Raw genomic sequence first — 23,084 nt, forward strand, 5'->3', positions numbered from 1 at the left:
CAGGAGACCTCATGGCCCGACGGAAGAAGCTGTTCACCTCACTGGTGGCGGTGCTCGCGACCCTCCTCGGCGGAATCGGCCTGACGTTAATGGGCCAGAACGACGCGCAGGCCCACGGCGTCACGATGACACCGGGATCGCGCACCTATCTCTGCATGCTCGATGCCAGGACGGGCACCGGCGCCCTGGACCCGACGAACCCGGCGTGCAAGGCCGCACTCGCCGAGAGCGGCGCGAACGCCCTGTACAACTGGTTCGCCGTGCTCGACTCCAACGCGGGCGGGCGGGGGCCGGGCTACGTCCCGGACGGGAAGCTGTGCAGCGCCGGCGACCGGTCGCCGTACAACTTCACCGGCTACAACGCCCCCCGCTCCGACTGGCCCCGTACGCACCTGACGTCCGGCAGTACGATCCGGGTCAAGCACAGCAACTGGGCGGCGCATCCGGGCTCCTTCCGGGTGTACCTGTCCAAGCCCGGCTACTCACCCGGCACCGCGCTGGGATGGGGTGATCTGGAACTGATCGGGACCGTCACCGACCCGCCGCAGTCCGGCGGGCCCGGCACGGACGACGGCCACTACTACTGGAACCTCGGCCTGCCCTCGGGCCGTTCGGGCAACGCGGTGATGTTCATCCAGTGGGTGCGCTCGGACAGCCAGGAGAACTTCTTCTCCTGCTCCGACATCGTCTTCGACGGCGGCAACGGCGAGGTCACCGGCATCCGTGGCGCGAACGGCACCCCGAACCCGACGCCCACCCCGACCCCGCCCCCGAGCCCCACGCCCACCGACCCGCACACGGGGTGCATGGCCGTCTACAGCGTGACCAACTCCTGGAACGGCGGCTTCCAGGGCTCCGTCGAGGTCATGAACCACGACACGAGGGCGCGTGACGGCTGGGCCGTGCAGTGGAAGCCCGGCCCGGGCACCAAGGTCAACAGCGCCTGGAACGGCTCCTTGACCACGGGCTCCGACGGCACACTCACGGTCAGGAACGTCGACCACAACCGCACCATCGCACCCGACGGCAGCGTCACCTTCGGCTTCACCGCGACATCGACCGGCAACAACTTCCCGGTCGGCTCGATCGGCTGCGTCGCTCCGTAGCCTCCGGCACGTGGAGTGCCGGCCCCTGCACCGCTGGGGGCCGGCGCTCCATGCGTGGCGGACCGGGAAACGGCCAAGAGGCGGGCGCTCAGGAGCGGTCCCGATGGATCTCCCCGACCCGCCCCTCTCCTCGGCGCCCCCTTCCTGAGCCCCTGCCTAACCCCTCCTTAAAGCGGCCATAAGGATCCCCTCCACCCCGTCCGAGCAGGGTTTTTGGCCCTTCCGAGCGGCTAGCTTGCTGATCGCCGGGACGGATTCAGGGCCCGGCGCCCCACCGTTGTGCCGCTGTGAAGGAGAACCCTCCATGACCGCTCGTCGTAAGGCCGCCGGGGTCGTCGCCCTCGGCTTCGCACCGTTCGCGCTGGCCGGAATCACCGCCACTCCGGCGGTCGCCCACGGTTCGCTGACCGACCCGGTGAGCCGGGTGTCGGCGTGCTTCGCGGAGGGGCCGGAGAGTCCGGTGTCGGCGGCGTGCAAGGCGGCGGTCGCGGCGGGCGGGACGCAGGCTCTGTACGACTGGAACGGGGTGAACATCGCCAACGCGGCGGGCAAGCACCAGCAGTTGATCCCGGACGGCAAGCTGTGCAGTGCGGCCAACGACAAGTTCAAGGGTCTCGACCTGCCGCGCGCCGACTGGCCGGCCTCCCCCGTGAAGGCGGGCAAGCACACCTTCACGTTCCGGGCCACCGCCCCGCACAAGGGCTCCTTCGAGCTGTACCTGACCAAGCCGGGCTACGACCCGACGAAGCCGCTGGCCTGGTCGGATCTGGAGGCGAAGCCCTTCGCCCAGGCCACCGACCCGGCGCTGGTGGACGGTTCGTACGTGTTCGACGGGACCATTCCGGAGGCGGCGGGGCGGCAGCTGATCTACACGGTGTGGCAGCGCTCCGACTCCCCCGAGGCGTTCTACGCCTGCTCCGACGTGGTCTTCGGCGGCGGGGCGGGCGGTGCCGGTGGGGGCGGCCAGGAGGAGAAGCCTGTTGGTGAGGCGCCCAAGCCTCAGGAAAGTGCTCCCGCGCCCGCCCCCTCCGCTCCCTCCGAGGACGCCATCACCGAAGGCGCCGAGAAGTCCTCCGTGGAGCACAACGGGCACGGTGACGACGACGCGAACACCGGCGCGAAGGTCAACACCGCCGCTCCGGTCGCCGAGACCGAGCCCAAGAGCGCCGCCGAGGGTAACGCGCCGCGGGCCGACGCCGCCGGGCAGGACGACGTGCTCGCCGAGACCGGTGGTTCGAGCAGCAGCACCTATCTCGCCATGGGCGGGGCCGCCGCGCTCGCCGTCGGTGCGGCCGTGCTGTTCTCCTCGCAGCGTCGCCGGGCCACCGCCTCCGGCGGTCGTCACGGCCGCTGACCCACGCGTGGTCGGCCATGGCACCCGGGCTGAGGCCGCTGTCCGCCCCACCGGACAGCGGCCTCAGCCCCGTTGCACGTCGTGCGTCAGACGATCACCGAGGAGCAGGTGGTCGGGGTCGCGCGCGCCGGGTCCAGGGCGTTGGCCACCTCGTGGAAGGCGATCCGGTCGACGGTCCCGATCGCCACGTGCTCGGAGAGGCTCAGCGGGCACAGGTCCTGGAGCAGGACGTTGCGTACGTTCGGTCCGTCCAGGTACTGCGTGCGGTACGGGGTCACCACCTGGTCGTACTTGGTGGCGATGACCGTGTAGCGGACGCCGGGTACGGTGTCGCCGCCCGCGGTGAGCTTGGTGATGAAGGGGGATCCGGCGACCTGGTCGGCGAGACCGGGGGTCCTGTCGCTGATGAACTTCTCGACGCCGGGGAAGTACGGCAGCAGCTTGGTGAGGCCGAGCAGCGTGGTGCCGTGGTTGTCCGGGGCGAGGCCGATGAGGGCGTTGACCTTGGGGCCGCCGCCCAGGAACTTCAGGTAGTAGTTCGGCATCATGCCGCCCTGGGAGTGGCCGACGATGTCGGCCTTGGGCGCTCCGGTGGAGGCGAGCACCTTGTCGACGAACGCGTCGAGTTGTTCGGCGGACTTGTCGATGGGGCCGAGGCCGTGGAAGAACGGCACGCCGGGGAGCTGGCCGTAGTCGAGGGAGAAGACGCAGTAGCCCCGGTTGACCAGGTAGGGGGCGAGGACCAGCCAGTTGTCGATCGAGTTCCCGAAGGTTCCGTGGACCAGGACGACGGGGCGGGGATGGGCGGCGGAGGGCTTGCAGGAGTAGTCGTTCCAGCCACGGGAAGTGGCCGCCGCAGCGGTGGGGGCAGCCGCGGTCGCGGTCGCCGTGGGGGCGACCAGCAGGGTCACGGCCAGGAGGAAGGCGGCGAAGACGCTGCGCGTGCGGGGAACGCGCGCAGCACGGAACCAGGGCAGCATCGTGTGGTCTCCTTGCGGCTCAAGGGAGGTGCGATGGCGGTGCGCCCTGTGGCCCGGACCACAAGCTTTGTGTGCTCATGCCAAATTACGCACGAGTAAGGTTGGGTGGGAAGTTACGCGTCGGTAAAAAATGGCGCGGACTCACCGTAGGCCGGGCACAGGCGTCGACCGCGCCATTCAGGCCGCGAGTCCGGCCGGCTTCACCGCACCGGGCCCGAACCTCTCCCGCAGCCGGTCCGCCACCTCCTCGATCCGGCGCGACCGCTCGTCCGCCGGGTCGAAGGTCAGCTGGCGGGAGGCCCGGCCGGCGTCGACCAGCCCCTCCGCCCGCAGCGCGATCCCCCGCACCCGGGCCCGCTGGAGCCCGAAGGACTCGTGGATCCGGTAGGCGAGCCCGGTCAGCGCGGCCGAGTGCGCGGTGGCCTCCCCCAGCGTCCGGCTCCGGGTCAGCGTCGCGTAACCGGTCCGGTCCGCGTACCGCACCGAGACCGCCAGCGACCGGCACACCTGCCCCTCGCCCCGCAGCCGCGCCCCCAGCTCCTCGGTGAGCGAGAGGAGCGCGCGGCGGTGCTGCTCAAGGGACAACTCGTCGCGGGGGAAAGAGCGTTCGGCGGCGAGCGAGCGGGCGGCCGCGTTCGGGGTGACCCGGGTCCGGTCGATGCCCCGCGCCCGTTCCCACAGCTCACGCCCGGTCCGTACGCCGGTGACGCGCTGGAGCGTGGCGAGTGGTGCGGCAGCGATCCGGCCGACGGAGTCCAGCCCGTAACCGCACAGGGTGCGCGCCGTGGCGGCCCCGACGCCGTCCAGGGCCGCGGCCGGGAGCGGTGCGAGGAAGGCCGCCTCCTCGCCCCGGCCCACCACGAAGGTGGTCCCGGGCGCCGCCCGCCGGGCCGCCATCCGGGCCACCATGGGGTTGGCCGCCGCGCCGATCGCGCAGTCCACGCCGTGCAGGGCGAGCGCCCTGACCCGGATCACCGAGGCCAGGCCCTGCGCGTCCCGCCCGAAGTAGCGCAGCGCGCCGCCCACATCGGCGAGCGCCCCGTCGGGCGGCGCGGCCTCGACGAGCGGGGTGAACGCGCCGAGCAGGGCGAGCAGTCCGGTGTAGCCGGCGCTGTCGGGCGGCCCGCCGGCGCTCCTGCGGAACCGCAGGTACAGGACGCCTGTCGGCTCTTCCACCACCCCGTGCTCCCCCGGAACTCCTCCCGGCTCCTCCACCACCACGCACCCCCTCAGCACTCCTCCCGGCTCTTCCGTCATCCCGCGCTCCCCTGCGACCGGTGCCACAACTTCCTTCCGGTGGGCGTCCCTTCGCCGGGTGGCTGGAGGTCGGCCCAGGGGTTCATCTCGTAACCGGTCTCCATCCGTATACGACGGCCGGGCCCGGGCGCCTCCTCGTCCGCGCCCTTCTCCGGCCCCTCCTCCCCCTCCTCCGCCAGCCGCGCCGCCACCGCGTCGAGTCCGCCGGTGCGCCGCAGTTCGGCCAGTTCGGCGAGGTTCCAGGCGGCCGCGCCCGCCACGCTCAGGCTGCGCGCGCCGCGCCGCTGGACCACTCCGCGTACCAGCAGCAGCCAGGAGTGGAAGACGGTGTGCGCGCAGGCGGCGTGGCTGTCCTCGAAGAACGCCAGGTCGGCCAGGCCGCTGCCGTCGTCCAGGGTGGTGAAGACGACCCGGCGGCCGGAGCGCATCGGCGGCGTCTGGGTGGCCACCTTGGCCCCCGCGACCAGCACGGTCTCCCCGTGCCGGGCCTCGCGCAGCCGCTTGGCGGAGACCACGCCCAGCTCGTCCAGGAAGGCCTGGTGATCCCCCATGAGATGGCGGGAGACATCCATGCTCAGCACCCCGAGCTCGGCGCTCAGCCGCTCCGCCTCGTTGAGATCGGGCAGCCCGACGGAGCCCGTACGGTGTCCGTCCCCCAGCGGGAGCTGCCCGCCCCGGGCGCCCGGACCGGAGCCCCGGTGGGCGCGGTGGAGCTCGGAGAGGTGCAGCAGCAGATCGCGGCGGTTGGCGCCGAAGGCGTCCAACGCGCCGACCTGCGCGAGCCGTTCGGCGACCGGGCGGCCTGGCCGGGCCCGCTGCCAGAAGTCCAGCAGCGAGGTGTACGGCTGCCCCTCCTCGATCCGGGCGGCCTCGGCCTCGCTGATGCCGTGGACGTCGGAGAGTGCGAGCCGCAGCCCCCAGGCGTCCCGCCCACCCTCACCATCAGACACCAGTTCGATTCTATGGGCGACCGCCGACCGGTTCACATCCAGCGGCAGCACCGGCACGCCACGCCGCCGCGCGTCCGCGAGCAGCAGCCGCTTCGGGTACATCCCTGGGTCGTGGGTGAGCAACCCGGCGTAGAAGGCGGCCGGGTGGTGCGCCTTGAGCCAGGCCGACTGGTACGTCGGTACGGCGAACGCGACGGCGTGCGCCTTGCAGAAGCCGTAGCTGCCGAACGCCTCGATGATCTTCCAGGTCCGGGCGATCACCTCGGCGTCGTACCCTCGGGCCGCCGCGTGCCGGGCGAACCAGACCTTGATCAGCCCCTGCGACTCGGGGTGGGAGAGTCCGCGCCGCACCCGGTCGGCCTCACCGCGACCGCAGCCGGTCATGATGGCGACGATCTCGATGATCTGCTCGTGGAAGACGACCACACCGTAGGTGCCGCTCAGCGCTTTCTCCAGGTCACGGTGGGGGTAGCGGACCGGCGCACGGCCGTGCCGGGCCTCGATGAACGGCCGCACCATGTCGGCGGCGACCGGCCCGGGCCGGAACAGCGAGATGTCGACGACCAGGTCGTGGAAGGTGGCGGGCTGGAGCCTGGAGACCAGATCGCGCTGGCCGGGCGACTCGATCTGGAAGCAGCCCAGCGTCTCGGAGGTACGGATCAGCCGGTACGTCTCCGGGTCGCCCGGCGGTACGGCGTCCAGGTCCACCACCGCGCCCGAGGCGCGTTCCACCTCGGCGACGGCGTGCGCCATCGCCGACTGCATCCGTACGCCCAGCACATCGAGTTTGAGCAGCCCGAGGTCCTCCACGTCCTCCTTGTCGAACTGGGACATCGGGAAACCCTCGCCACTGGTGGGCATCACCGGCGTCCGGCGCATCAGCCCGGCATCCGAGAGCAGTACCCCGCACGGGTGCATGGCGACGCCGCGCGGCAGTGCGTCCAGCCCTTCCACCAGCTCCCAGAGCCGCCCGTACCGGTCCTGGTTCCGCGCGACCTCCTTCAGCTCGGGCAGCTCCTCCATCGCGGCGCGGGCATCGCGGGCCCGGATGTGCGGGAACGCCTTGGCGAGCCGGTCGATCTCGGCCGGGTCCATGGAGAGGGCGGCGCCGACGTCGCGGATCGCGTGGCGGACCCGGTAGGTCTCGGGCATGGCGACGGTGGCGACGCGTTCGGGTCCGAAGCGTTCGATGATCCGGCGGTAGACGTCGAGGCGGCGGGCCGATTCGACGTCGATGTCGATGTCGGGCAGGACGAAGCGGCGCTTGGAGAGGAAGCGCTCCATGAGCAGCCCGTGCTCCACCGGGTCGGCGTGGGCGATACCGAGGAGGTGGTTGACCAGGGAGCCGGCGCCGGAGCCGCGTGCGGTGACCCGGACACCCATCTCCCTCACGTCGTCCACGACCTGAGCCACGGTCAGGAAGTACGAGGCGAAGCCGTGGTGGGCGATGATGTCCAGCTCCTCGTGCATCCGGTCCCAGTACGCGCGCTCGCGGTCGTGGCCGCGCAGCACCATCCCGGCGGCGGCCCGGGAGGCCAGCACCCGCTGGGCGGTACGCCGGCCGGCCCCGACCAGGTGGGGCTCGGGGAAGTGGATGCCGTTCAGGCCGAGGTCGGCGGCGGGGTCGACCCGGCAGGCGTCGGCGGTGCGCCGGGTCTCCGCCAGCAGCCGGGCTGCGGCGCCCTGCCCGAGACCGGCGGCGGAGGCGATCCGCTCGGCGGCCTCCCGCATCGCGTCCTCGCCCTTGAGCCAGCGCTCACCGCTGTCCAGGGGCGAGCGGCGCGGGTCGAGGGGGACGAGCCTGCGGGCGGAGTCGAGGACGTCGGCGAGGGGGCCCTGCCCCGGGTCGGCGTACCGGACGGCGTTGGTCAGCACGGCCCGTACGCCTTGGTCGGCGGCGAAGCCGAGGGTACGGGCGGCCAGCCGCAGCGATCCGGCCCCGGGGCCCGGGCGGCCGTGGTCGACGGCTTCGAGGCGCAGGTCGTCGCCGTACATCTCCCGCCAGGGCGCGAGCAGTGCGGCGGCCCGGTCGGGGCGGCCCGCGGCGAGCGCCCGGCCCACCTCGGAGGCGGGCCCGAGCAGCACGGTCAGCCCGTCGGCGGGCAGCGCTTCCCGCCCGGCCAGCGGCGGGCCGGTGACGTCGAGCGGCCGGGAGCCGGCACCCCGGGCGTGGGCGGCGGTCACGAGACGGCACAGCTCGGCCCAGCCGTGTGCGCCGTCCCGGGCGAGGAAGGTGGCCCGGGGTGCGGATTCATCGACAAAGGCACCGCCCCGCGCGGGGGTGCGCGGGCGCGCGGCGTCCCGGCCGGCCCCGCCCCCGTACGAGCCGTACGAGGCCACCGCGAGGTCCACCCCGAAGACCGGCCGGACCTCGACGCCCTCCTCCTGGCATGCCTTGGCGAACCGGACCGCCCCCGCGAGGGTGTCGCGGTCGGTCAGCGCGAGGGCGTCCATCCCCCGCTCGGCGGCGCGCCGGGCGAGCCGCTCGGGGTGCGAGGCCCCGTACCGCAGGGAGAACCCGGAGGCGGTATGGAGATGCGTAAAACCGGACATGCGCACCTCCTGGACCGTTCCGACCGTTCTGCCACTCACCACCCCCCTGCTCTCCACCATAGACCAGCTTCGAACATTCGTACGATATCCAGTGTGCGGGACATATCACCGACCGGCACCGCGCCCGCCCGACCGGCACCGCACCCGCCCCTACGCCATTCAGCCCCGCCCCGCCTGCATGAACACCGTCCCACCCGGACGGTGGGGGCATGACTTTCGTCGACGAGGTGAAGAACGCCGTCACTCCACGGGCCGCCCTGCTCGTCATCGGCGTACTCGGACTCCAGCTGCTGTTCATCGCCTCCTACGTCGGCGCGCTGCACAAGCCGAAGCCGACGGATGTGGCCTTCGGGGTGGTGGCCCCGCAGCAGATGTCGCAGCAGCTCGTCAGCCGGCTGGACGGCCTTCCCGGCGGGCCGCTGGACCCCCGCACGGTGGGCAGCGAGGCCGAGGCGCGCGAACAGATCATGAACCGTGACATCGACGGCGCCCTGATCGTCTCGCCGGAGGGCCGGACCGACACCCTGCTGGTGGCCTCCGGCGGCGGGACCGTCCTGTCCAGCGCCCTGGAGCGGATTCTCACCCAGGTCGAGGGCCCCCAGCAGCGGACCGTACGGACCGTGGACGTGGCACCGGCCTCCGCCGACGACTTCGACGGACTGTCATCCTTCTACCTGGTGGTCGGCTGGTGCGTGGGCGGCTACCTCTGCGCCTCGATCCTGGCGATCAGCGCCGGCACCAAGCCCGCCAACCGGCAGCGGGCGCTGATCCGGACCATGGTGATGGCGGCGTACGCGATCGCGGGCGGCATCGGCGGCGCGATCATCATCGGCCCGATCCTCGGCGCGCTGCCGGGCAGCGTCTGGGGCCTGGCCGGTCTCGGGGCACTGGTCGTCTTCTCGGTCGGCATGATCACGCTCGCGCTGGAGGCCCTCACCGGCATCGTCGGTATCGGACTGGCCGTCCTGATCATCGTCATCGCGGGCAACCCGAGCGCGGGCGGCGCCTTCCCGCTCCCGATGCTCCCGGACTTCTGGCGGGCGATCGGCCCGGCCCTCCCGCCGGGCGCGGGCACCTGGGTGGCCCGTTCGATCGCCTACTTCCGGGGCAACGCGGCCACCGGCCCGCTGCTGGTGCTCTCCGCCTGGGCGGTCGCGGGTACGGCGCTGACCCTGCTGCTGTCGATGCGGCACCGGGCGGAAGGCGATGCGGCGGGCACCACCGCCACGGCCGCCACCCCGGCACCGGGCTCCGGCGGGTCGACGGCGGTCTGAAACCGGCCCCCTCCCCTTCGCCCCGTTCCTCCGCGATGATCCATCCGTGGGGCCGCCCTGGTGGCGGCCCCGTCCGACGTCCACCCCAATTCCTGATGACAGGTCGGCGCAACGGCTAGGCATGACAGGTGCATGACGACATCCTGGAGCGGCCTCGTACCACCCGACGAGGAGCACGGCCAGGTCAACTCCTTCCCACCCCCACGGAGGTCGCTCATGCGTCGTCGATTCATGGCTCCGCTCGCCGCAGCCGCCCTGTCCCTCCCGCTCGCCCTGATCACCGCCCCCTCCGCCTCGGCCGCCCCCGCCGACAAGCCCCAGGTGCTCAGCTCCTGGACCCAGACGAGCGCCTCCAGCTACAACTCCTGGAACGCGGCCCGCAACAACCGGGGCGCCTGGTCCGCTTACGGCTTCGACTGGTCGACGGACTACTGCAGCAGCTCCCCCGACAACCCCTTCGGCTTCCCCTTCCAGACCGCCTGCGCCCGCCACGACTTCGGCTACCGCAACTACAAGGCCGCCGGCACGTTCTCCGCCAACAAGGCCCGCATCGACTCCGCCTTCCACGAGGACCTCAAGCGCGTGTGCGCCGCCTACTCCGGAGCGAAGCGGAACTCGTGCAACAGCACCGCCTGGACGTATTACCAGGCCGTGAACATCTTCGGCATCGCCCCGGCCAGGACGGACTCCGGCAGCCTGGCGCAGGCCGCCTGACCATCACCGGAGGAGAGGCCCCCGGCGCGCGCCGGGGGCCTCTCCTCACTGCCGTGCGGTGTCGCGTCAGCCGATCTCGGCGCCGTAGGCGGCGAGCGCCTCAGGGACCGGCTGGAAGAACGTCGTGCCGCCCGAGGAGCAGTCGCCACTGCCGCCCGAGGTCAGGCCGAGCGCGGTGTCGCCCGCGAAGAGGGCGCCGCCGCTGTCGCCCGGTTCGGCGCAGACCGTCGTCTGGATGAGGCCGTTGACGATGTCGCCGTTGCCGTAGTTGACCGTGGCGTCCAGCGCGGTGACCTCACCGTCGTGCACCTGGGTGGTGGAGCCGCTGCGGGTGACCTGCTGGCCGACCGTCGCCTCGCCCGCCTGGGTGATCGCCTGGGTGGAGCCGTCGTAGAGGTTGACCTCGCTCGGGTGCGCGATGTCCGAGGTGTACTTGACCAGGCCGTAGTCGTTCTCCGGGAAGCTGGAGCCCTCGTTGGTCCCGATCTCCGAGCCGCCCTGGGTGTCCGACCAGCTGGTGACCGACTCGGTGCAGTGGCCGGCGGTCAGGAAGTACGGCTCGCCGTCCTTGACCACGTTGAAGCCGAGCGAGCAGCGGGAGCCGGAGCCCCAGATCGCGTCGCCGCCCGCGATCAGCGGCTTGAACTCGCCCTCGGTCTTGTTCAGTTCGGCCTTGCCGCCGAGACCCTCGACCACGGCCGAGAGCTTCTTCCAGGCCGCGCCGTCGACCGTGCGGTCGGCGGTGACGAGCACCTTGTTGCTCACCGGGTCGACGGCCCAGGAGGTGCCCGGGATCGTCGCCTTGTCGGTGAGGGTCTGCCGGGCGGACTTCAGCTCGGCGAGGGAGTTCTCCACGACCCTGGCCTTGCCGCCCGCCTGGCGGACCTGCTCGGCGGCGGCCTCGTCGACGACGTTCACGACGAGGGCCTTCGTCCTGCTGTCGTAGTACGAGCCGGCCGCGTCCGCGCCCAGGTCCCGGTCGAGGGTGGTGGCGAGCTTTCCGGCCGCCTCCGCGTTGAGCGTCTTGGCCGTGAACTGGGGCACGTCGTCACTGGCGTTCGCACTCTGGAACGTGAAACCCGCTACGACCAGGGCGGCCGCGGCCGATCCGGCCACCATCGTGCGCTTCCTGGATATGCGTCGATGCTTCAACTTCGACCTCCTGTGGGGCCGTGCACGGAACATGTGGGGTGCCCGTACACGGAGGATGGGGCGCCCACTATTCCGAGGGCGTCAGGGGCACACAAGGTCGACTTCCGGACGTGCACACGACAGTGACGCTTCGCCCGCGCGATGTTCACTTACCCGTGGTCATGCCATGTCGGTTCCGTTCGCGAACACCCGGTGCAACCGTCGGCGGCCCCTGGGTGAGGACTAGTCCTGTCCGGTATTCACCCCTGACCGTCCGCATGTTGTACGCACCCGTCCGGATCGAGACGGAAATCGTCCGCCACAAGCGTCTCGGGACCTTCACAGTTCCTGCCTCCGGAGGACCGGCGGACGGCGCGCCGGTAGCCGTACGCAACTGATCACCTACGGCCGTCCGGGGTACGGCGGCAGCGACCGGCAGGGGGGACGCCGGGTCAGCGATGGGGTGGAGGGCGTCCGGGCGATCGCCGACTCGCCGGGGCTGGAGCGGTTCGCCGTCGTGGGCCGCTCCGGCGGGGCCCCGCCCGCACTGGCCTGCGCGGCGCTGCTGCCCGAGCGGGTCACCCGTACCGCCGCTCCGGTCACCCTGGCACCCTGGGGCGCGGCCGGTCTCGACTGGTTCGACGGGATGGCCGCGTCCAACGTGCTCGCGTACTCCACGGCCGCCGCCGACCCGGACTCCCTCGCGGAGTCCTTCATCGTCCGCTCGGCGCAGATCCGGCAGACCCCGGTCCGGGCTCCTGGCCGATCTGCGCCGGGAGCTGACCGACTCCGACCGGATGGTGGTCAACGACGCGGGGATCCGATCCATGCTGCTGCGCAACTACAGGGAGGGGCTGCGCACTTCGGCGTACGGCTGGATCGATGACGCGATCGCGTTCCGCAGCCCCTGGGGTCCGATCCGGCCCACATCAACGGCCGGGTGCTGCTCTGGCACAGGGTGAAGGACGTGTTCTCGCCGGTGGGCCGCTCCCGCTGGCTCGCCGGGCAGATCCCGGGCGCCACCGCCGTACTGGAACCGGCGGCGGCGCACTTCGACGCGCTCCCCCGCATCCTCAACTGGCTGCTGGACGAGCGGGAGCCCCCGGGCGAGCCGCTGCCCGCCACGGCTCCGGGGTGACCCGGGCCGCACCGGGCCGCCTCGGCGCCGGGCCGGCCACCGCCACGCCCCGGCCGGCCCGGCCGGGGCCGCCTCGACGGCCCCGGCCGCTCTCACCCCGTCGGCGTTCCGGCTCGCGCCGGAAGCACCCGCCGGAAACCCCGCCCGCCCTCACACCGCCAGCGGTTCCAGCTCCCGACGGAAGCGCCGCTCGTCCCGGGCGACCTGGGTCAGCGGATGCTCCTCGCCGAGTCGCCGGGCCAGTTCGCCCAGCAGCTCGCTCCGCAGCTGGGCCGCCTCGTAGTCGCCGCTGGGGCTGACCGCGGTCAGCTCGGCACCGCAGTCGAGGGCGAGGCCGGCGAAGAGGTGGTCCGCGCCGACCGCCAGGCTGGAGAGCGCCTCGGTGGCGCCGTCGAGTCCGCACAGGGCGGCCCGCAGTCCGGCGAGCACATGGGCCCGGGCGGCCGGCGGGGATGGCGCGGTGACCGGTGATCCCGATGCGATTCACGGAGCGGGTACCCCCTGCTGTCGGCGCTTCCCGTGCGACCGGTCGTGGTGACGTCCTCTCAGGAGCCGGGGGCGCGCGGGAGCCCCCGTCCGCGGTTCCGGACGGGGGCTCGTGGGCACGGACAGCTCCGGGCGTGTCCGGTGCGCGGGCCGGGGAACCCGTGCGCCGGTGGGGATACCCGGTGCGCCCGTCAGTAGACGCTGACGCCGTACGCGTTCAGCGCCTCGACGACCGGCTGGAAGAAGGTCGTGCCGCCGGAGGAGCAGTTGCCGCTGCCGCCGGAGGTGAGACCGATCGCGCGGGTGCCGGAGTAGAGCGGGCCGCCGGAGTCGCCGGGTTCGGCGCACACGTTGGTGCGGATCATGCCGGTCACGACGTCGCCGCCGCCGTAGTTGACGGTGGCGTTGAGGGCGGTGACCGATCCGCTGCGGGTGCCGGTGGTGGAGCCGCGGCGGGTGACGGCCATCCCGACGGTGGCGTTGGCGGCGCTGGTGATGTCCTGGCCGCCGACCGTGCCGTCCTTGGGGATGGTGGTGTTCGTGTAGCGCACGAGGCCGTAGTCGTTGCCCGGGAAGCTGGAGCCGGCGGTCGTGCCGAGCACGGTGGTGCGGGCGGAGTTGGCCCACCAGGTGCTCGAACCGTTGGTGCAGTGACCGGCGGTCAGGAAGTAATAGGTGGAGCCGCTGCGGACGTTGAAGCCCAGCGAGCAGCGACCGGTGTTGGAGTAGATCGCGTCGCCGCCGGAGATCAGCTTGTTGAACTTACCGGGGGTGCGCTCGATCGTGAGGGCGGAGGCGTTGGCGCCCGCGGCCTTCTTGATCTGGGCGATCTCCGCCTGGGTGACCGTGCTGTCGACCGTGACGACGAGGCGGTTGGTCTTCGGGTCGACGTTCCAGGCGGTGCCCGCGATGTCGGCGCCGAGCACGGCGTCGCTCACGGTGGAGAGCTGGGTGGCGCTGAACGTACCGGTGGGTTCGGCACTGGCGGTGGGAACGGTGAACGCCGCGACGGCGGCGAATCCGGCGAGGACGGCCGTGGTACGGATGCGTCTCGCGTGGTTGCGGCGGGGGTTGGTGCGCTTGATCCTCACTTCGGGTTCCTCCGAGGGGAATCGGGGGCCCTCCTGTGGGGTGGCGGGCCCGTGAGGCGCAGTCGGGGGCCTGTCCGGATTCCGGATTTGCCGTGCCCCTGACAATCGCTGACGGGAGTATCGAGGCGTCCGGACAGGAGGCGCAAGCATCCCTTTCGGCCACGGGCGCCCCACGCACACCGGCCCCCGGCAGCCGTCGGGCCGCCGGAGGCCGGTGCGGTGCGCGGCTCAGGCGTCCAGGCGGTTCCGCTCCCCCGCCGGGACCGGCACGGTGAGCGTGTTACCCGGGGGCGGGAAGGGGCAGATGAAGTGATCGGCGAAGGCGCACGGCGGCAGCAGCGCGCGGTTGAAGTCGACGTTCACGCTGCCGTCCCCGGCGGGCGCCCCGGGCCGCAGGAAGCGGAAGCGGTAGCTGCCGTTCCCGCTGGTGGCGTCGGCGAAGACGGCCCACAGCGAACCGTCCGGCTCGACGGCGACCTGGAGCGTGTGCTCGTCCCCTCCCACCGTGAAGGCGATCTCCCCGCCGAGCCCGAGACCCCGCTCGGCCCCGTCCGCGTTGGGCACCCGTACGGCCCGCTCCTCGGCGTACGGGCGGAAGGTCCCCGGCAGCGCCCAGCCCGGGTCGTACGGGGTGGCGTCGATGGTCGAGAAGGCGCGCCGGGAGGGTGCCGCCGGGTCGAAGTCCCGTACCGCCCAGAGCCCTTCGCGGCGGAGCACCACCAGCCGCCGTCCGCCCTGCGCCACCCGGGAGTCGTCGATGGGGCCGCGGTCCGCCGAGAGCCGGACCTCGCCGGTCAGCGGCGTGCCGTCGACAACGATGCCGTCCTCCGCGGTGGCCGTCAGCACCACCTCGTCGCCGTCCTCGCGCCACTGCCCCGGGACGGCCGGAATTCGCCCTTCCGGGTGATCGGAGAGCCAGTGGGTTCCGGTCAGCGAGAGGGGGCCGTAGAGGGCCGCGACCGCGAGGACCCGCTCCTCGTGCCACCGCTGCCACTCCTGGACGGCGTCCGGCTCCCCGGCCTGCTGGTGCTGCTGTGCGTCCGTGCTCATGCGATCAACCTTTCCACACCGGCTCCGCGATGCCGAGGTGCGACCGCAGCGTGGAGCCGGAGTATTCGGAGCGGAATGCCCCGCTCTCCTGGAGGAGCGGGACGACCCGGTCGACGAAGTCGTCCAGACCGCCGGGGGTGAGATGCGGTACGAGGATGAAGCCGTCGGCCGCCCGCTCCTCGACGAAGGCGGTCAGCTCCGCCGCGACCGTCCGCGGCGAGCCGATGAACGACTGCCGGGTGGTCGTCTCGATGACCGTCTGCCGCAGCGAGAGCCCCTTGGCCTCGGCGATCGCACGCCACCGGGCGACGACGGCGAACGGGTCCCCGTGCAGGACCCGGCCCTTGACGAGCCCGGAGCCGATGACGGGGTCGATCGCGGGGAGCGGCCCGTCGGGGTCGTACGCGGAGAGGTCGGTGCCCCAGAGCTGCTCGGCGGCGAGGATCGCGTTCTGCGGGGAGACCTGCTGACGGCGGATCTCGTACGCCTGCTCCTGCGCCTGGGCGTCGGTGTCGCCGACCACCACGGTGACCCCGGGCATGATCTTGAGGTCGTCGGGCTTCCGCCCGTACGCGGCGAGCCGGGCCTTGACGTCGGCGTAGAAGTCGCGGCCCGCCTCCAGGGTGCCGTGCCGGGTGAAGATGATGTCGGCGGCGGAGGCGGCGAACTCCCGGCCCTCGCCGGAGTCCCCGGCCTGGATCACCACCGGGTGGCCCTGCGGGGAGCGGGGCACGGTGAACTCGCCGGAGATCGTGAACTGTCCGCCCTCGTGCGCGAAGGGGCGCGACTCGCCGTCCGGCGTCCAGGAGTCCCACAGCTCGCGGGCGGTGGCGACGAACTCGGCGGCCCGGGTGTACCGGTCGGCGCGGTCCAGATAGCCGCCCCGGCGGAAGTTCTCCCCGGTGAAGGCGTCGGAGGAGGTCACCACGTTCCAGGCGGCGCGCCCCGCGCTGAGGTGGTCGAGGGTGGCGAGCCGGCGGGCGAGTTCGTAGGGCTCGTTGAAGGTGGCGTTCACGGTGGCGGCGAGGCCGAGCCGTTCGGTGACGGCGGCCAGCGCGTTCAGGACGGTCAGCGACTCGGGCCGGCCGACCACGTCGAGGTCGTGGACGCGGCCGTTGTGCTCGCGCAGCCGCAGCCCCTCGGCGAGGAAGAAGAAGTCGAACTTGCCGCGCTCCGCCGTCCTGGCCAGATGCACGAAGGACGAGAAGTCGATCTGGCTGCGGGAGCGGGGGTCGGCCCACACGGTGGTGGCGTTGACGCCCGGGAAGTGCGCGGCCAGATGCATGGTGCGGACCACGGTCAGGCCTCCTTCGAAGCGGCTCTGGCGGTCGCGTAGCGGCTGGCGGGGCGGGGCAGCCCCAGGTGTTCGCGCAGGGTTCCGCCGGGATGGAAGGTGCGGAAGAGGCTGCGGTGCTGGAGGAGGGCGACGGTGCCGTTGACGATCCTTTCGAGGTCGCGCTCGGGGGTGATGGGTGTGAGGTGGAAGCCGTCGGCGGCGCCCGACCGGTGCCACTGGGCGATGAGGTCGGCGAGGTCGACCGGGCCGCCCCGGAAGTAGGTGCCGCGCCCGGCGAGCTGGGGTCCGCTCTCCAGTCCGGGCTCGGGAGCGCTCTCGACATCGCCGAGGTCGACGGTGAGAGCGACCAGGACCCGCAGGGCGTCGGGGTCACGCCCGTGGGCCGAGGCCTTGGCGCGCAGCTCGTCCCGGAGCGCGGCGGCCTGCTCGGGGCCGGTGGCCCGGATGTGGATGACATCGGCGTGCCGGGCGGCGGCCTCTTTGGAGGGCGCGCCGACGGCGTCGATGACGGTGACGGGGTTCCCCTGGGGCGGGCGCGGCACGATGGCGGGGCCCTTCACCGTGAAGGTGGCGCCCTCGAAGTCGACGTAGTGCAGCTTCTCCCGGTCGATGAAGCGTCCGGTGGCGGTGTCCCGGATCTCCGCGTCGTCCTCCCAGCTGTCCCAGAGCCGCGCGGAGACATCGGCGACCTCTCCGGCCTCCTGCCAGAGGGCGGCGGGCGGGGCGGCGGGGCGTCTGCCGAAGAGGCGGGCCTCCGCCTCGGTGGTGGAGACGTCGGCGTGCCAGCCGGCCCGGCCGTTGCTGACCCAGTCCAGGGAGGCGACGGCCGAGGAGACGTGGAACGGTTCGGTGTGGGTGGTGGTGACGGTGGGGACGAGGCCGATGCGGTCGGTGGCGGGCGCGACGCGGGCGAGGACCGCCAGCGCGTCGAGGCCGGGGCGGGCGAAGGAGTCGCCGAGGGTGACGTAGTCGAGGGCGCCGCCTTCGGCCAGCCGGGCGAGGCGGAGGTAGTGGCCGGCGTCGTAGTGCGGCGGGCCGCCGATCTCGGCGGCCAGGTGGAGGGGTGTACGGGCGGACATCGCGGGACCTCTCGGGTCGACGGTCGGGCGGGGGCCTCGCGGAACGGTCCTGGTCATCGGCGGTGCGAGGCCCCGTGGAGGGAGACCTGCCGGGCCTCGCGGGAGCGGCGGGGCGGTGCCGGTCCCGCGCGGCCCGGGCGGGTCAGCTCTTGGCCTTGGGCAGGCCGGGCGGGTTGATCTCGGACTTCTCCACGGCCTCGCCGGTCAGGCCCCAGCGCCCCAGGACCTTGCCGTACGAGCCGTCCTCGATGATGTGGTCGATCGCGGCGGCGTACGCCTTGACCAGGCCGCTGTCCTTCTTGGTGGTCGCGGCGATCTTGCCCTGGAGGCCGCCGCCGGCCCCGGAGATCTGTCCGGCGATCTCGCTCTGGCCGGCCGTCGCCACGTGGTAGGCGGCGGACGGGCTCGGGCCGAGGTGGGCGTCGATGCGGCCCGACTGGAGGGGCAGGTAGTAGTCGTTCTCCTTCTGGAAATACTTGATCTCCACGGGCTTGCGCCCGGCCTTGACGTTCTCCTCGCTCCACTCGACGAGGATCTTCTCCTGGTTGGTGCCGGAGGAGACCGAGATCGTCCTGCCGGCGACATCGGCGGGGCCGTTCACCTTCCAGCCGGAGCCCTTCCTGGCCTCGAAGGCGATGTTGTCCAGGCGGTAGGTGGCGAAGTCGTACTTCTCCTTGCGCTCCTCGGTCACGGTGACGTTGGAGAGGACGGCGTCGAACTTGGAGCTGTCCAGGCCGACGAAGAGGTTCTCCCAGGAGACCTGCTCGAACTCCGGCTTCAGCCCCAGGGTGTCGGCGACGAGGGTGGCGATGTCGATCTCGGAGCCGATCCGGGTCCTGTCGTCGGTGGCGTAGAAGCCGAGCGGCGGCACGGCGTCCGCGCTCGCCCCGATCTTCAGGGTGCCGCGCTTGCGGATCGCCTCGGGTACGAGGTCGGCGACGGCGTCCACCTTCTTGCCTCTGAGGCGGTCCTGGTCGGGACCGGTGTTGATCCCGGTGTCCTTCTTGCCCTTGGCGGCGGCCACGTCGGTGGAGGCGTCGGAGTTGCCGCAGGCGGTGAGCAGTCCGGTGGCGGTGAGGGTGGCGAGGGCGAGGGTGATGCTGCGGCGGACGGACACGTACGTACTCCTCGTGGACGGTGCGGATGGGTGGGGCGGGAAGGGCGGTTCAGAGAACCTTGGAGAGGAACGCTCTGGTGCGTTCCTGGGCCGGGTGGTCCAGGACGTCGGCGGGCGTGCCCTGTTCGACGATCCGGCCCTCGTCCATGAAGACGACGGTGTCGGCGACCTCACGGGCGAAGCCGATCTCGTGGGTGACGACGATCATCGTGGTGCCGCCGTGCGCCAGGTCCTTGATGACGTCGAGGACCTCGCCGACGAGCTCCGGGTCCAGTGCGGACGTCGGCTCGTCGAAGAGCAGGAGCCTGGGCTCCAGCGCCAGGGCGCGGGCGATGGCGACGCGCTGCTGCTGGCCGCCGGAGAGCTGGGCGGGATAGGCGGAGGCCTTGTCGGCGAGCCCGACCCGGGCGAGCAGCTTCTCCGCCGCCTCGACGGCCTCCTTGCGGGGGCGGCGCAGCGCGGAGACGGGCGCCTCGATGATGTTCTCCACCACGGTGAGGTGGGGGAAGAGGTTGAAGTTCTGGAAGACGAACCCGATCTTGGTGCGCTGGCGCAGCACCTCGCGCTCGCGGAGTTCGTAGAGCTTGTTGCCGTCCCTGCGGTAGCCGACGAGGGTGCCGTCGACGCTGATCCAGCCCTGGTCGACCTTCTCCAGGTGGTTGATGGTGCGCAGCAGGGTGGACTTGCCGGAGCCGGAGGGGCCGAGGATGACGGTGACCTCGCCGGGCCGCACGGACAGGTCGACGCCGCGCAGCACCTCCAGGGAGCCGAAGTTCTTGTGTACGGAGCGGATCTCGACCATGGCTTCGCTGGGTGCGCTCATCGCACGGCCCCCTTGGAGTAGTGGCGTTCGACGTAGAACTGGATGATCGAGAGGGCGGTGGTCAGGAGGATGTACCAGGCGGTGGCGACCATCAGCAGGGGGACGACGCGGCCGCTGCGGCCGTAGACGACCTGCACCTGGTAGAAGAGTTCGCCGATCGCCATGACGGAGACGATCGAGGTGCCCTTGAAGAGCGAGATGATCTCGTTGGCCGCGTTGGGCAGGATGGAGCGCATCGCCTGCGGGAGCACGATCCGGCGCAGCTGCCGGAACTTGGGGATGCCGAGGGCGGCCGCCGCCTCCAGCTGCCCGCCGCCGACGGCCAGTACGCCACCGCGTACGATCTCCGCCGCGTACGCCGCCTGGTGCAGGGCGAGCCCGAGGACGGCCGCGCTGACCGCGCCCACCAGGTTCATCGTGTCGAAGGTGAAGAAGCCCGGCCCGAACGGGATGCCGAACGTCAACTCCTTGTACAGATAGGCCAGGTTGAACCAGAACAGCAGCTGCACGATGAGCGGGATGGACCGGAAAGCCCAGATGTAGCCGTACGCGACCGTCCGCAGGAACGGGCTGGCCGACAGCCGCATGAACGCCAGCACGATGCCGAGCGCGAAACCGAGGACCGTGCCGTAGAAGGTCAGCTGGAGGGTGAGCCAGACGGCCTTGAGGATGACCGGCGCGGTGAAGAACCGCGCGAAGACGTCCCATTCCCACCCCGGGTTGGTGACCAGCCCGTTGACGAACTGGGCGACCAGGACCGCGGTCACGGCGACGGCGACCCAGCGCCAGGGGTGGCGGGCCGGGACGACGGTCAGCTCCCCGTAGTCGGTGCCGGGGCCGGCGGTTCTCCCGGGGGGCGGGCCGTCGGGGGTCCCGGCGGCTGGATCGATGGGTGGATCGCTGGTCAGCGACATGGCGGGGTTCCTTGGGAGCGGTGGTACGGGAAGGTCTGCGGCGGATTCAGGAGGCGAGGCGGCCGTGACAGGAGAGGTCGCGCAGGAAGGAGAGCGCGGCGCGGGCCGCCGCGTCGTTCTGCCGGAAGGCGGGTCCGCCGGTACGGGGGCGGGTGAAGGCCCCGCTGTTGCGGGCCGTGGTGAACGGGCCGAGCGCGAAGCGGCGCGGGTGCGGGATGCCCTCGCGGTCGACGATGCGGCTGTCGCCCGGGTCCACGGAGAGCAGCCCCGTCTCGGTGACGGCGGCCCCGCCCTCGTACAGGGTGCGCAGCAGCGGGCTGGCGGTGTGCCGCAGCGAGGGGTCCGGGAGGCGGGCCTCGACCAGGGCGCGGGCCTCGGTGTGCTCGCCGGGCACGGTGGCGGCGCTCGCCCGGAAGACGCCGCGCTCCTCGTCGGCCTCGACGGCGACGGAGGCCCCGAGGAAGCGGACGACGCCGGCCCGGGAGAGGGCGAGGAGCTGTTCCAGCCGGGGTCCCGGCGGGCCGGAGGCGAGGTAGCTGAAGAAGCCGTGCCACCAGTCGCCGATGTCGCCGAGCCGGATGAGCTGGGCGTAGGCGGAGAGCAGCCCGAGGAAGACCGCCAGATCCGCGCTGTGGCGCGGGTCGTGACGGCGGGTCAGATCGGCGGTGATGTAGTCGCGCAGCCCTTCCTGAAGCGCTTCGGCACTCTCGTACGTCACCCCGTCCAGCGGCCGGTCGAGTGCGTCCAGGTCCAGCCGGTCGGCGGGGTCGGGTACGGCACCGGCGACCAGGTCGGCCAGTTCGGGCGAGCCGGGGTCGGCAGCGGCGTACTTCGCGTCGAAGACCTCGGGGTCCAGGGCGGTGCGCTCGGGGTGGGCGGTGAACAGCCGGTGGTAGTGGGCGTGACCGAGCTCCTTGGCGACCAGCGGCCACACATCGCGCCGGAAGTCGAGGGGGCCGGGGCGGCTGAGCAGTCCGTCGGCCCAGGCCGGGGTCAAGTAACGGGGCAGGGGCGGGCGTTCACCGGTCCAGGGGTAGCCGATCTTCGAGTGGTACGGGACCCCGCGCCGCGATCCCACGTACAGCACGGGCTCGCGCCCCGAGGGCACGTAGACGCCGTTCTCGTGGCGGCCGCCGCGCCCCTCGGTGAGCAGGACCATCAGGTCGATGAAGGCGAGGCCGAAGCCCCGGACGATGACCGGTTCGCCGGCGGGCAGTGCGGTGAGGTCGGTGTCGGCGGTGAAGTCGGGCGGCAGGTGGACGAGCCCGTGCCGCGCCGCGAAACGGCTCAACTCGGCTTGCTCCGGCTCCTGTTCCGCGTCCAGATGGCCCACGGTGAGGACGACGAGGTCGGCGAGGAGCGGCTCGGTGCGGTCCTTGAGGCGCACGCGCTGGCGGGAGCCGCGCGGTCCGGTGACGGCGAGGGCGGTGGTGCGGTGCTCGTGGACGGTGACGGAGGGCGGCAGGGCCGCCAGGGCGCGCTGGTAGGTCCAGCGCAGATAGGCGCTCTGGAGCCGCCGGCTGGGGAAGTCCTGGCCGGTGAGGCCGTGTATCTCGGCGAGGACGGCGGGCTCGGAGTCGGGGGTGACGCGCCCGGCGCGGACGTCCTCGGCCCAGGCGTGCAGGGCGGGGCCCGCCACGACCGGTCCGGCCAGCTCCACCGTCTCGTCGGTGAACATGGTGACGTCCTCGGCCATGGAGTTCATCCAGAGCAGCGGTGACTGGTCCGGCCGCCAGATCCGTCCGCCGCCGGCCGGGTAGGGGTCGACGAGATGGACGTCCAGGGGCCGATCCCCGTACAGCTCAAGGGCGTTGGCGGCGATGCGCTCGATGACGCCGGTGCCGCGCGGACCGCCGCCTATCACCACGAGGGTGGGTGCCGCGCTCATCGGACGCCCGCCGTGCCACGGGCGTAGTAGCGCTCCACATAGCGCTGGCCGATGCTCAGCAGGGAGGTGACCGCCGCGTACCAGAGGGTGGCGACGAGGAGCAGCGGGATGACCTCGTACGTGCGGTGGTAGACCAGCTGGACGGAGTAGAGCAGGTCCTGCACGGCGATGATGCTGACGATGGAGGTGCCCTTGAGGGTGCCGATCAGCATGTTCCCGGCCGGCGGGACGATGGAGCGCATCGCCTGCGGCAGCACGATCCGCCGGAAGCGGCGCCAGGGCCCGAGCCCCAGGGACTGGGCCGCCTCCACCTGGCCGCGCTCCACGGAGAGGATCCCGCCGCGGACGACCTCGGCGGCGTACGCGGCCTCGTGCAGGGTCAGCCCGATGACGGCGATGGCGACCGGGCCGAGGAGGGTGACCGTGGAGACGCCGAAGATCTGCGGGTACAGGGCGCCGATGTTGAACCAGAACAGCAGCTGGACCAGGATCGGCGTGGACCGGAAGAGCCAGACGTACCCCCAGCTGACCGCCTGGAGAACGGGGTTGCCCGAGAGCCGCAGCACGGCGAGGAGCGCCCCGAGCGCGAAGCCGAGCACCATGACGACCGCGGTGAGCCACAGGGTGAGCCAGAGCCCGCGCAGGACGGTCGCGGTGGCGAAGTAGGAGGCCACCACGTCCCACTGGAAGGCCTCGTTGCGGATGACCGAGTCCAGCGCCAGCGCGAGGAGGGCCAGGACGGCAACTGCCGCTGCCCAGCGGCCCGTTCGGCGTACGGGGACGATACGGGGCACCGCGCTGTCGCCGTCGTTGCGGACGGGGGCGGAGCGGAGGACGAGGGAGGCAGCAGATCGGTCTGCGGGGGCATGCGAGGGCTCCGTG

Annotated in this window: 17 protein-coding genes and 2 pseudogenes; 5 read left to right on the top strand and 14 right to left on the bottom strand. The window is 72.3% G+C overall.

The genetic code is table 11. From position 1 onward, the window contains the following. Positions 1-11: 11 nt before the first annotated feature. Both D6270_RS05760 and D6270_RS05765 read left to right on the top strand, forming a co-directional pair. Positions 12-1,106: a lytic polysaccharide monooxygenase gene (locus tag D6270_RS05760; RefSeq protein WP_109166429.1), complete on the top strand. Its 1,095-nt coding sequence runs from the start codon at positions 12-14 to the stop codon at positions 1,104-1,106. Between the two features lie 304 nt (positions 1,107-1,410). Beyond that, positions 1,411-2,460: a lytic polysaccharide monooxygenase auxiliary activity family 9 protein gene (locus tag D6270_RS05765; RefSeq protein ID WP_109166428.1), complete on the top strand. Its 1,050-nt coding sequence runs from the start codon at positions 1,411-1,413 to the stop codon at positions 2,458-2,460. An 86-nt stretch (positions 2,461-2,546) separates the two neighbouring features. Here D6270_RS05765 and D6270_RS05770 read toward each other — a convergent pair whose 3' ends face one another. From D6270_RS05770 to D6270_RS05780, 3 genes are all read right to left on the bottom strand, one after another. Next, a complete protein-coding gene (locus D6270_RS05770) occupies positions 2,547-3,440 on the bottom strand; it encodes an esterase/lipase family protein (protein WP_109166427.1) in 894 nt (297 codons plus the stop codon). Positions 3,441-3,617: 177 nt separating this feature from the next. Next, a complete protein-coding gene (locus tag D6270_RS05775; RefSeq protein WP_237492467.1) occupies positions 3,618-4,697 on the bottom strand; it encodes a DNA polymerase Y family protein in 1,080 nt (359 codons plus the stop codon). Next, positions 4,694-8,200 (bottom strand): DNA polymerase III subunit alpha, encoded by a 3,507-nt coding sequence (locus tag D6270_RS05780; RefSeq protein WP_109166425.1) that lies wholly within the window; start codon positions 8,198-8,200, stop codon positions 4,694-4,696. Before D6270_RS05780 ends, D6270_RS05775 begins: the two co-directional genes overlap by 4 nt. Positions 8,201-8,409: 209 nt before the next feature. On the opposite strand from D6270_RS05780, the gene D6270_RS05785 reads away from it, so the two are divergent. Next, the gene (locus tag D6270_RS05785) at positions 8,410-9,474 is read left to right on the top strand and encodes a DUF3533 domain-containing protein (RefSeq protein WP_109166424.1); all 1,065 of its coding nucleotides are present in this window, start codon (positions 8,410-8,412) and stop codon (positions 9,472-9,474) included. 216 nt (positions 9,475-9,690) lie between these two features. Continuing rightward, positions 9,691-10,188: a phospholipase gene (locus D6270_RS05790; protein ID WP_204117228.1), complete on the top strand. Its 498-nt coding sequence runs from the start codon at positions 9,691-9,693 to the stop codon at positions 10,186-10,188. A gap of 66 nt (positions 10,189-10,254) precedes the next feature. On the opposite strand, the gene D6270_RS05795 is transcribed toward D6270_RS05790, so the two are convergent. After that, on the bottom strand, positions 10,255-11,373 hold the full coding sequence (locus D6270_RS05795) for a S1 family peptidase (protein WP_204117152.1): 1,119 nt from the start codon (positions 11,371-11,373) through the stop codon (positions 10,255-10,257). Between the two features lie 334 nt (positions 11,374-11,707). Between D6270_RS05795 and D6270_RS05800 the strand changes: the two are divergent. Beyond that, positions 11,708-12,457, top strand: a pseudogene (locus tag D6270_RS05800) (alpha/beta hydrolase); the annotation flags it as partial. Positions 12,458-12,730: 273 nt separating this feature from the next. On the opposite strand, the pseudogene D6270_RS32810 reads toward D6270_RS05800, so the two are convergent. The 10 genes and pseudogenes from D6270_RS32810 to D6270_RS05850 all read right to left on the bottom strand — a co-directional run. Further along, a pseudogene (locus tag D6270_RS32810) lies at positions 12,731-12,944 on the bottom strand (hypothetical protein); the annotation flags it as partial. A 190-nt stretch (positions 12,945-13,134) separates the two neighbouring features. Further along, positions 13,135-14,034 carry a S1 family peptidase gene (locus D6270_RS05810; protein WP_109166420.1) on the bottom strand — a complete coding sequence of 300 codons (900 nt, stop codon included), beginning with the start codon at positions 14,032-14,034 and terminating at the stop codon, positions 13,135-13,137. A 228-nt stretch (positions 14,035-14,262) separates the two neighbouring features. Beyond that, on the bottom strand, positions 14,263-15,084 hold the full coding sequence (locus D6270_RS05815) for a DUF1684 domain-containing protein (RefSeq protein WP_109166419.1): 822 nt from the start codon (positions 15,082-15,084) through the stop codon (positions 14,263-14,265). 4 nt (positions 15,085-15,088) lie between these two features. Then, the gene (locus D6270_RS05820) at positions 15,089-16,369 is read right to left on the bottom strand and encodes an NtaA/DmoA family FMN-dependent monooxygenase (protein ID WP_109167573.1); all 1,281 of its coding nucleotides are present in this window, start codon (positions 16,367-16,369) and stop codon (positions 15,089-15,091) included. A gap of 14 nt (positions 16,370-16,383) precedes the next feature. Further along, the gene (locus tag D6270_RS05825; RefSeq protein WP_109166418.1) at positions 16,384-17,460 is read right to left on the bottom strand and encodes an LLM class flavin-dependent oxidoreductase; all 1,077 of its coding nucleotides are present in this window, start codon (positions 17,458-17,460) and stop codon (positions 16,384-16,386) included. Positions 17,461-17,602: 142 nt separating this feature from the next. Beyond that, positions 17,603-18,577, bottom strand: a complete 975-nt coding sequence (locus tag D6270_RS05830) for an ABC transporter substrate-binding protein (protein WP_109166417.1) — start codon at positions 18,575-18,577, stop codon at positions 17,603-17,605. 49 nt (positions 18,578-18,626) lie between these two features. Beyond that, entirely contained in the window at positions 18,627-19,379 is a 753-nt protein-coding gene (locus tag D6270_RS05835; RefSeq protein WP_109166416.1) for an amino acid ABC transporter ATP-binding protein, read from the bottom strand. A gap of 17 nt (positions 19,380-19,396) precedes the next feature. Then, on the bottom strand, positions 19,397-20,314 hold the full coding sequence (locus tag D6270_RS05840; RefSeq protein ID WP_109166415.1) for an amino acid ABC transporter permease: 918 nt from the start codon (positions 20,312-20,314) through the stop codon (positions 19,397-19,399). Between the two features lie 46 nt (positions 20,315-20,360). After that, the gene (locus tag D6270_RS05845) at positions 20,361-22,202 is read right to left on the bottom strand and encodes an FAD/NAD(P)-binding protein (RefSeq protein ID WP_109166414.1); all 1,842 of its coding nucleotides are present in this window, start codon (positions 22,200-22,202) and stop codon (positions 20,361-20,363) included. Next, entirely contained in the window at positions 22,199-22,987 is a 789-nt protein-coding gene (locus D6270_RS05850) for an amino acid ABC transporter permease (protein WP_413251962.1), read from the bottom strand. The genes D6270_RS05845 and D6270_RS05850 overlap by 4 nt, the downstream gene beginning before the upstream one ends. Between the last annotated feature and the right edge of the window lie 97 nt (positions 22,988-23,084).

It is taken from the genome of Streptomyces griseus subsp. griseus (assembly GCF_003610995.1).
Classification (GTDB): domain Bacteria; phylum Actinomycetota; class Actinomycetes; order Streptomycetales; family Streptomycetaceae; genus Streptomyces.

Coding starts and splice junctions, on each gene's coding strand:
- D6270_RS05760 (WP_109166429.1), top strand. CDS start 12: ATGGCCCGACGGAAGAAGCTGTTCACCTCACTGGTGGCGGTGCTCGCG.
- D6270_RS05765 (WP_109166428.1), top strand. CDS start 1,411: ATGACCGCTCGTCGTAAGGCCGCCGGGGTCGTCGCCCTCGGCTTCGCA.
- D6270_RS05770 (WP_109166427.1), bottom strand. CDS start 3,440: ATGCTGCCCTGGTTCCGTGCTGCGCGCGTTCCCCGCACGCGCAGCGTC.
- D6270_RS05775 (WP_237492467.1), bottom strand. CDS start 4,697: ATGACGGAAGAGCCGGGAGGAGTGCTGAGGGGGTGCGTGGTGGTGGAG.
- D6270_RS05780 (WP_109166425.1), bottom strand. CDS start 8,200: ATGTCCGGTTTTACGCATCTCCATACCGCCTCCGGGTTCTCCCTGCGG.
- D6270_RS05785 (WP_109166424.1), top strand. CDS start 8,410: ATGACTTTCGTCGACGAGGTGAAGAACGCCGTCACTCCACGGGCCGCC.
- D6270_RS05790 (WP_204117228.1), top strand. CDS start 9,691: ATGCGTCGTCGATTCATGGCTCCGCTCGCCGCAGCCGCCCTGTCCCTC.
- D6270_RS05795 (WP_204117152.1), bottom strand. CDS start 11,373: ATGTTCCGTGCACGGCCCCACAGGAGGTCGAAGTTGAAGCATCGACGC.
- D6270_RS05815 (WP_109166419.1), bottom strand. CDS start 15,084: ATGAGCACGGACGCACAGCAGCACCAGCAGGCCGGGGAGCCGGACGCC.
- D6270_RS05820 (WP_109167573.1), bottom strand. CDS start 16,369: ATGCATCTGGCCGCGCACTTCCCGGGCGTCAACGCCACCACCGTGTGG.
- D6270_RS05825 (WP_109166418.1), bottom strand. CDS start 17,460: ATGTCCGCCCGTACACCCCTCCACCTGGCCGCCGAGATCGGCGGCCCG.
- D6270_RS05835 (WP_109166416.1), bottom strand. CDS start 19,379: ATGGTCGAGATCCGCTCCGTACACAAGAACTTCGGCTCCCTGGAGGTG.
- D6270_RS05840 (WP_109166415.1), bottom strand. CDS start 20,314: ATGTCGCTGACCAGCGATCCACCCATCGATCCAGCCGCCGGGACCCCC.
- D6270_RS05845 (WP_109166414.1), bottom strand. CDS start 22,202: ATGAGCGCGGCACCCACCCTCGTGGTGATAGGCGGCGGTCCGCGCGGC.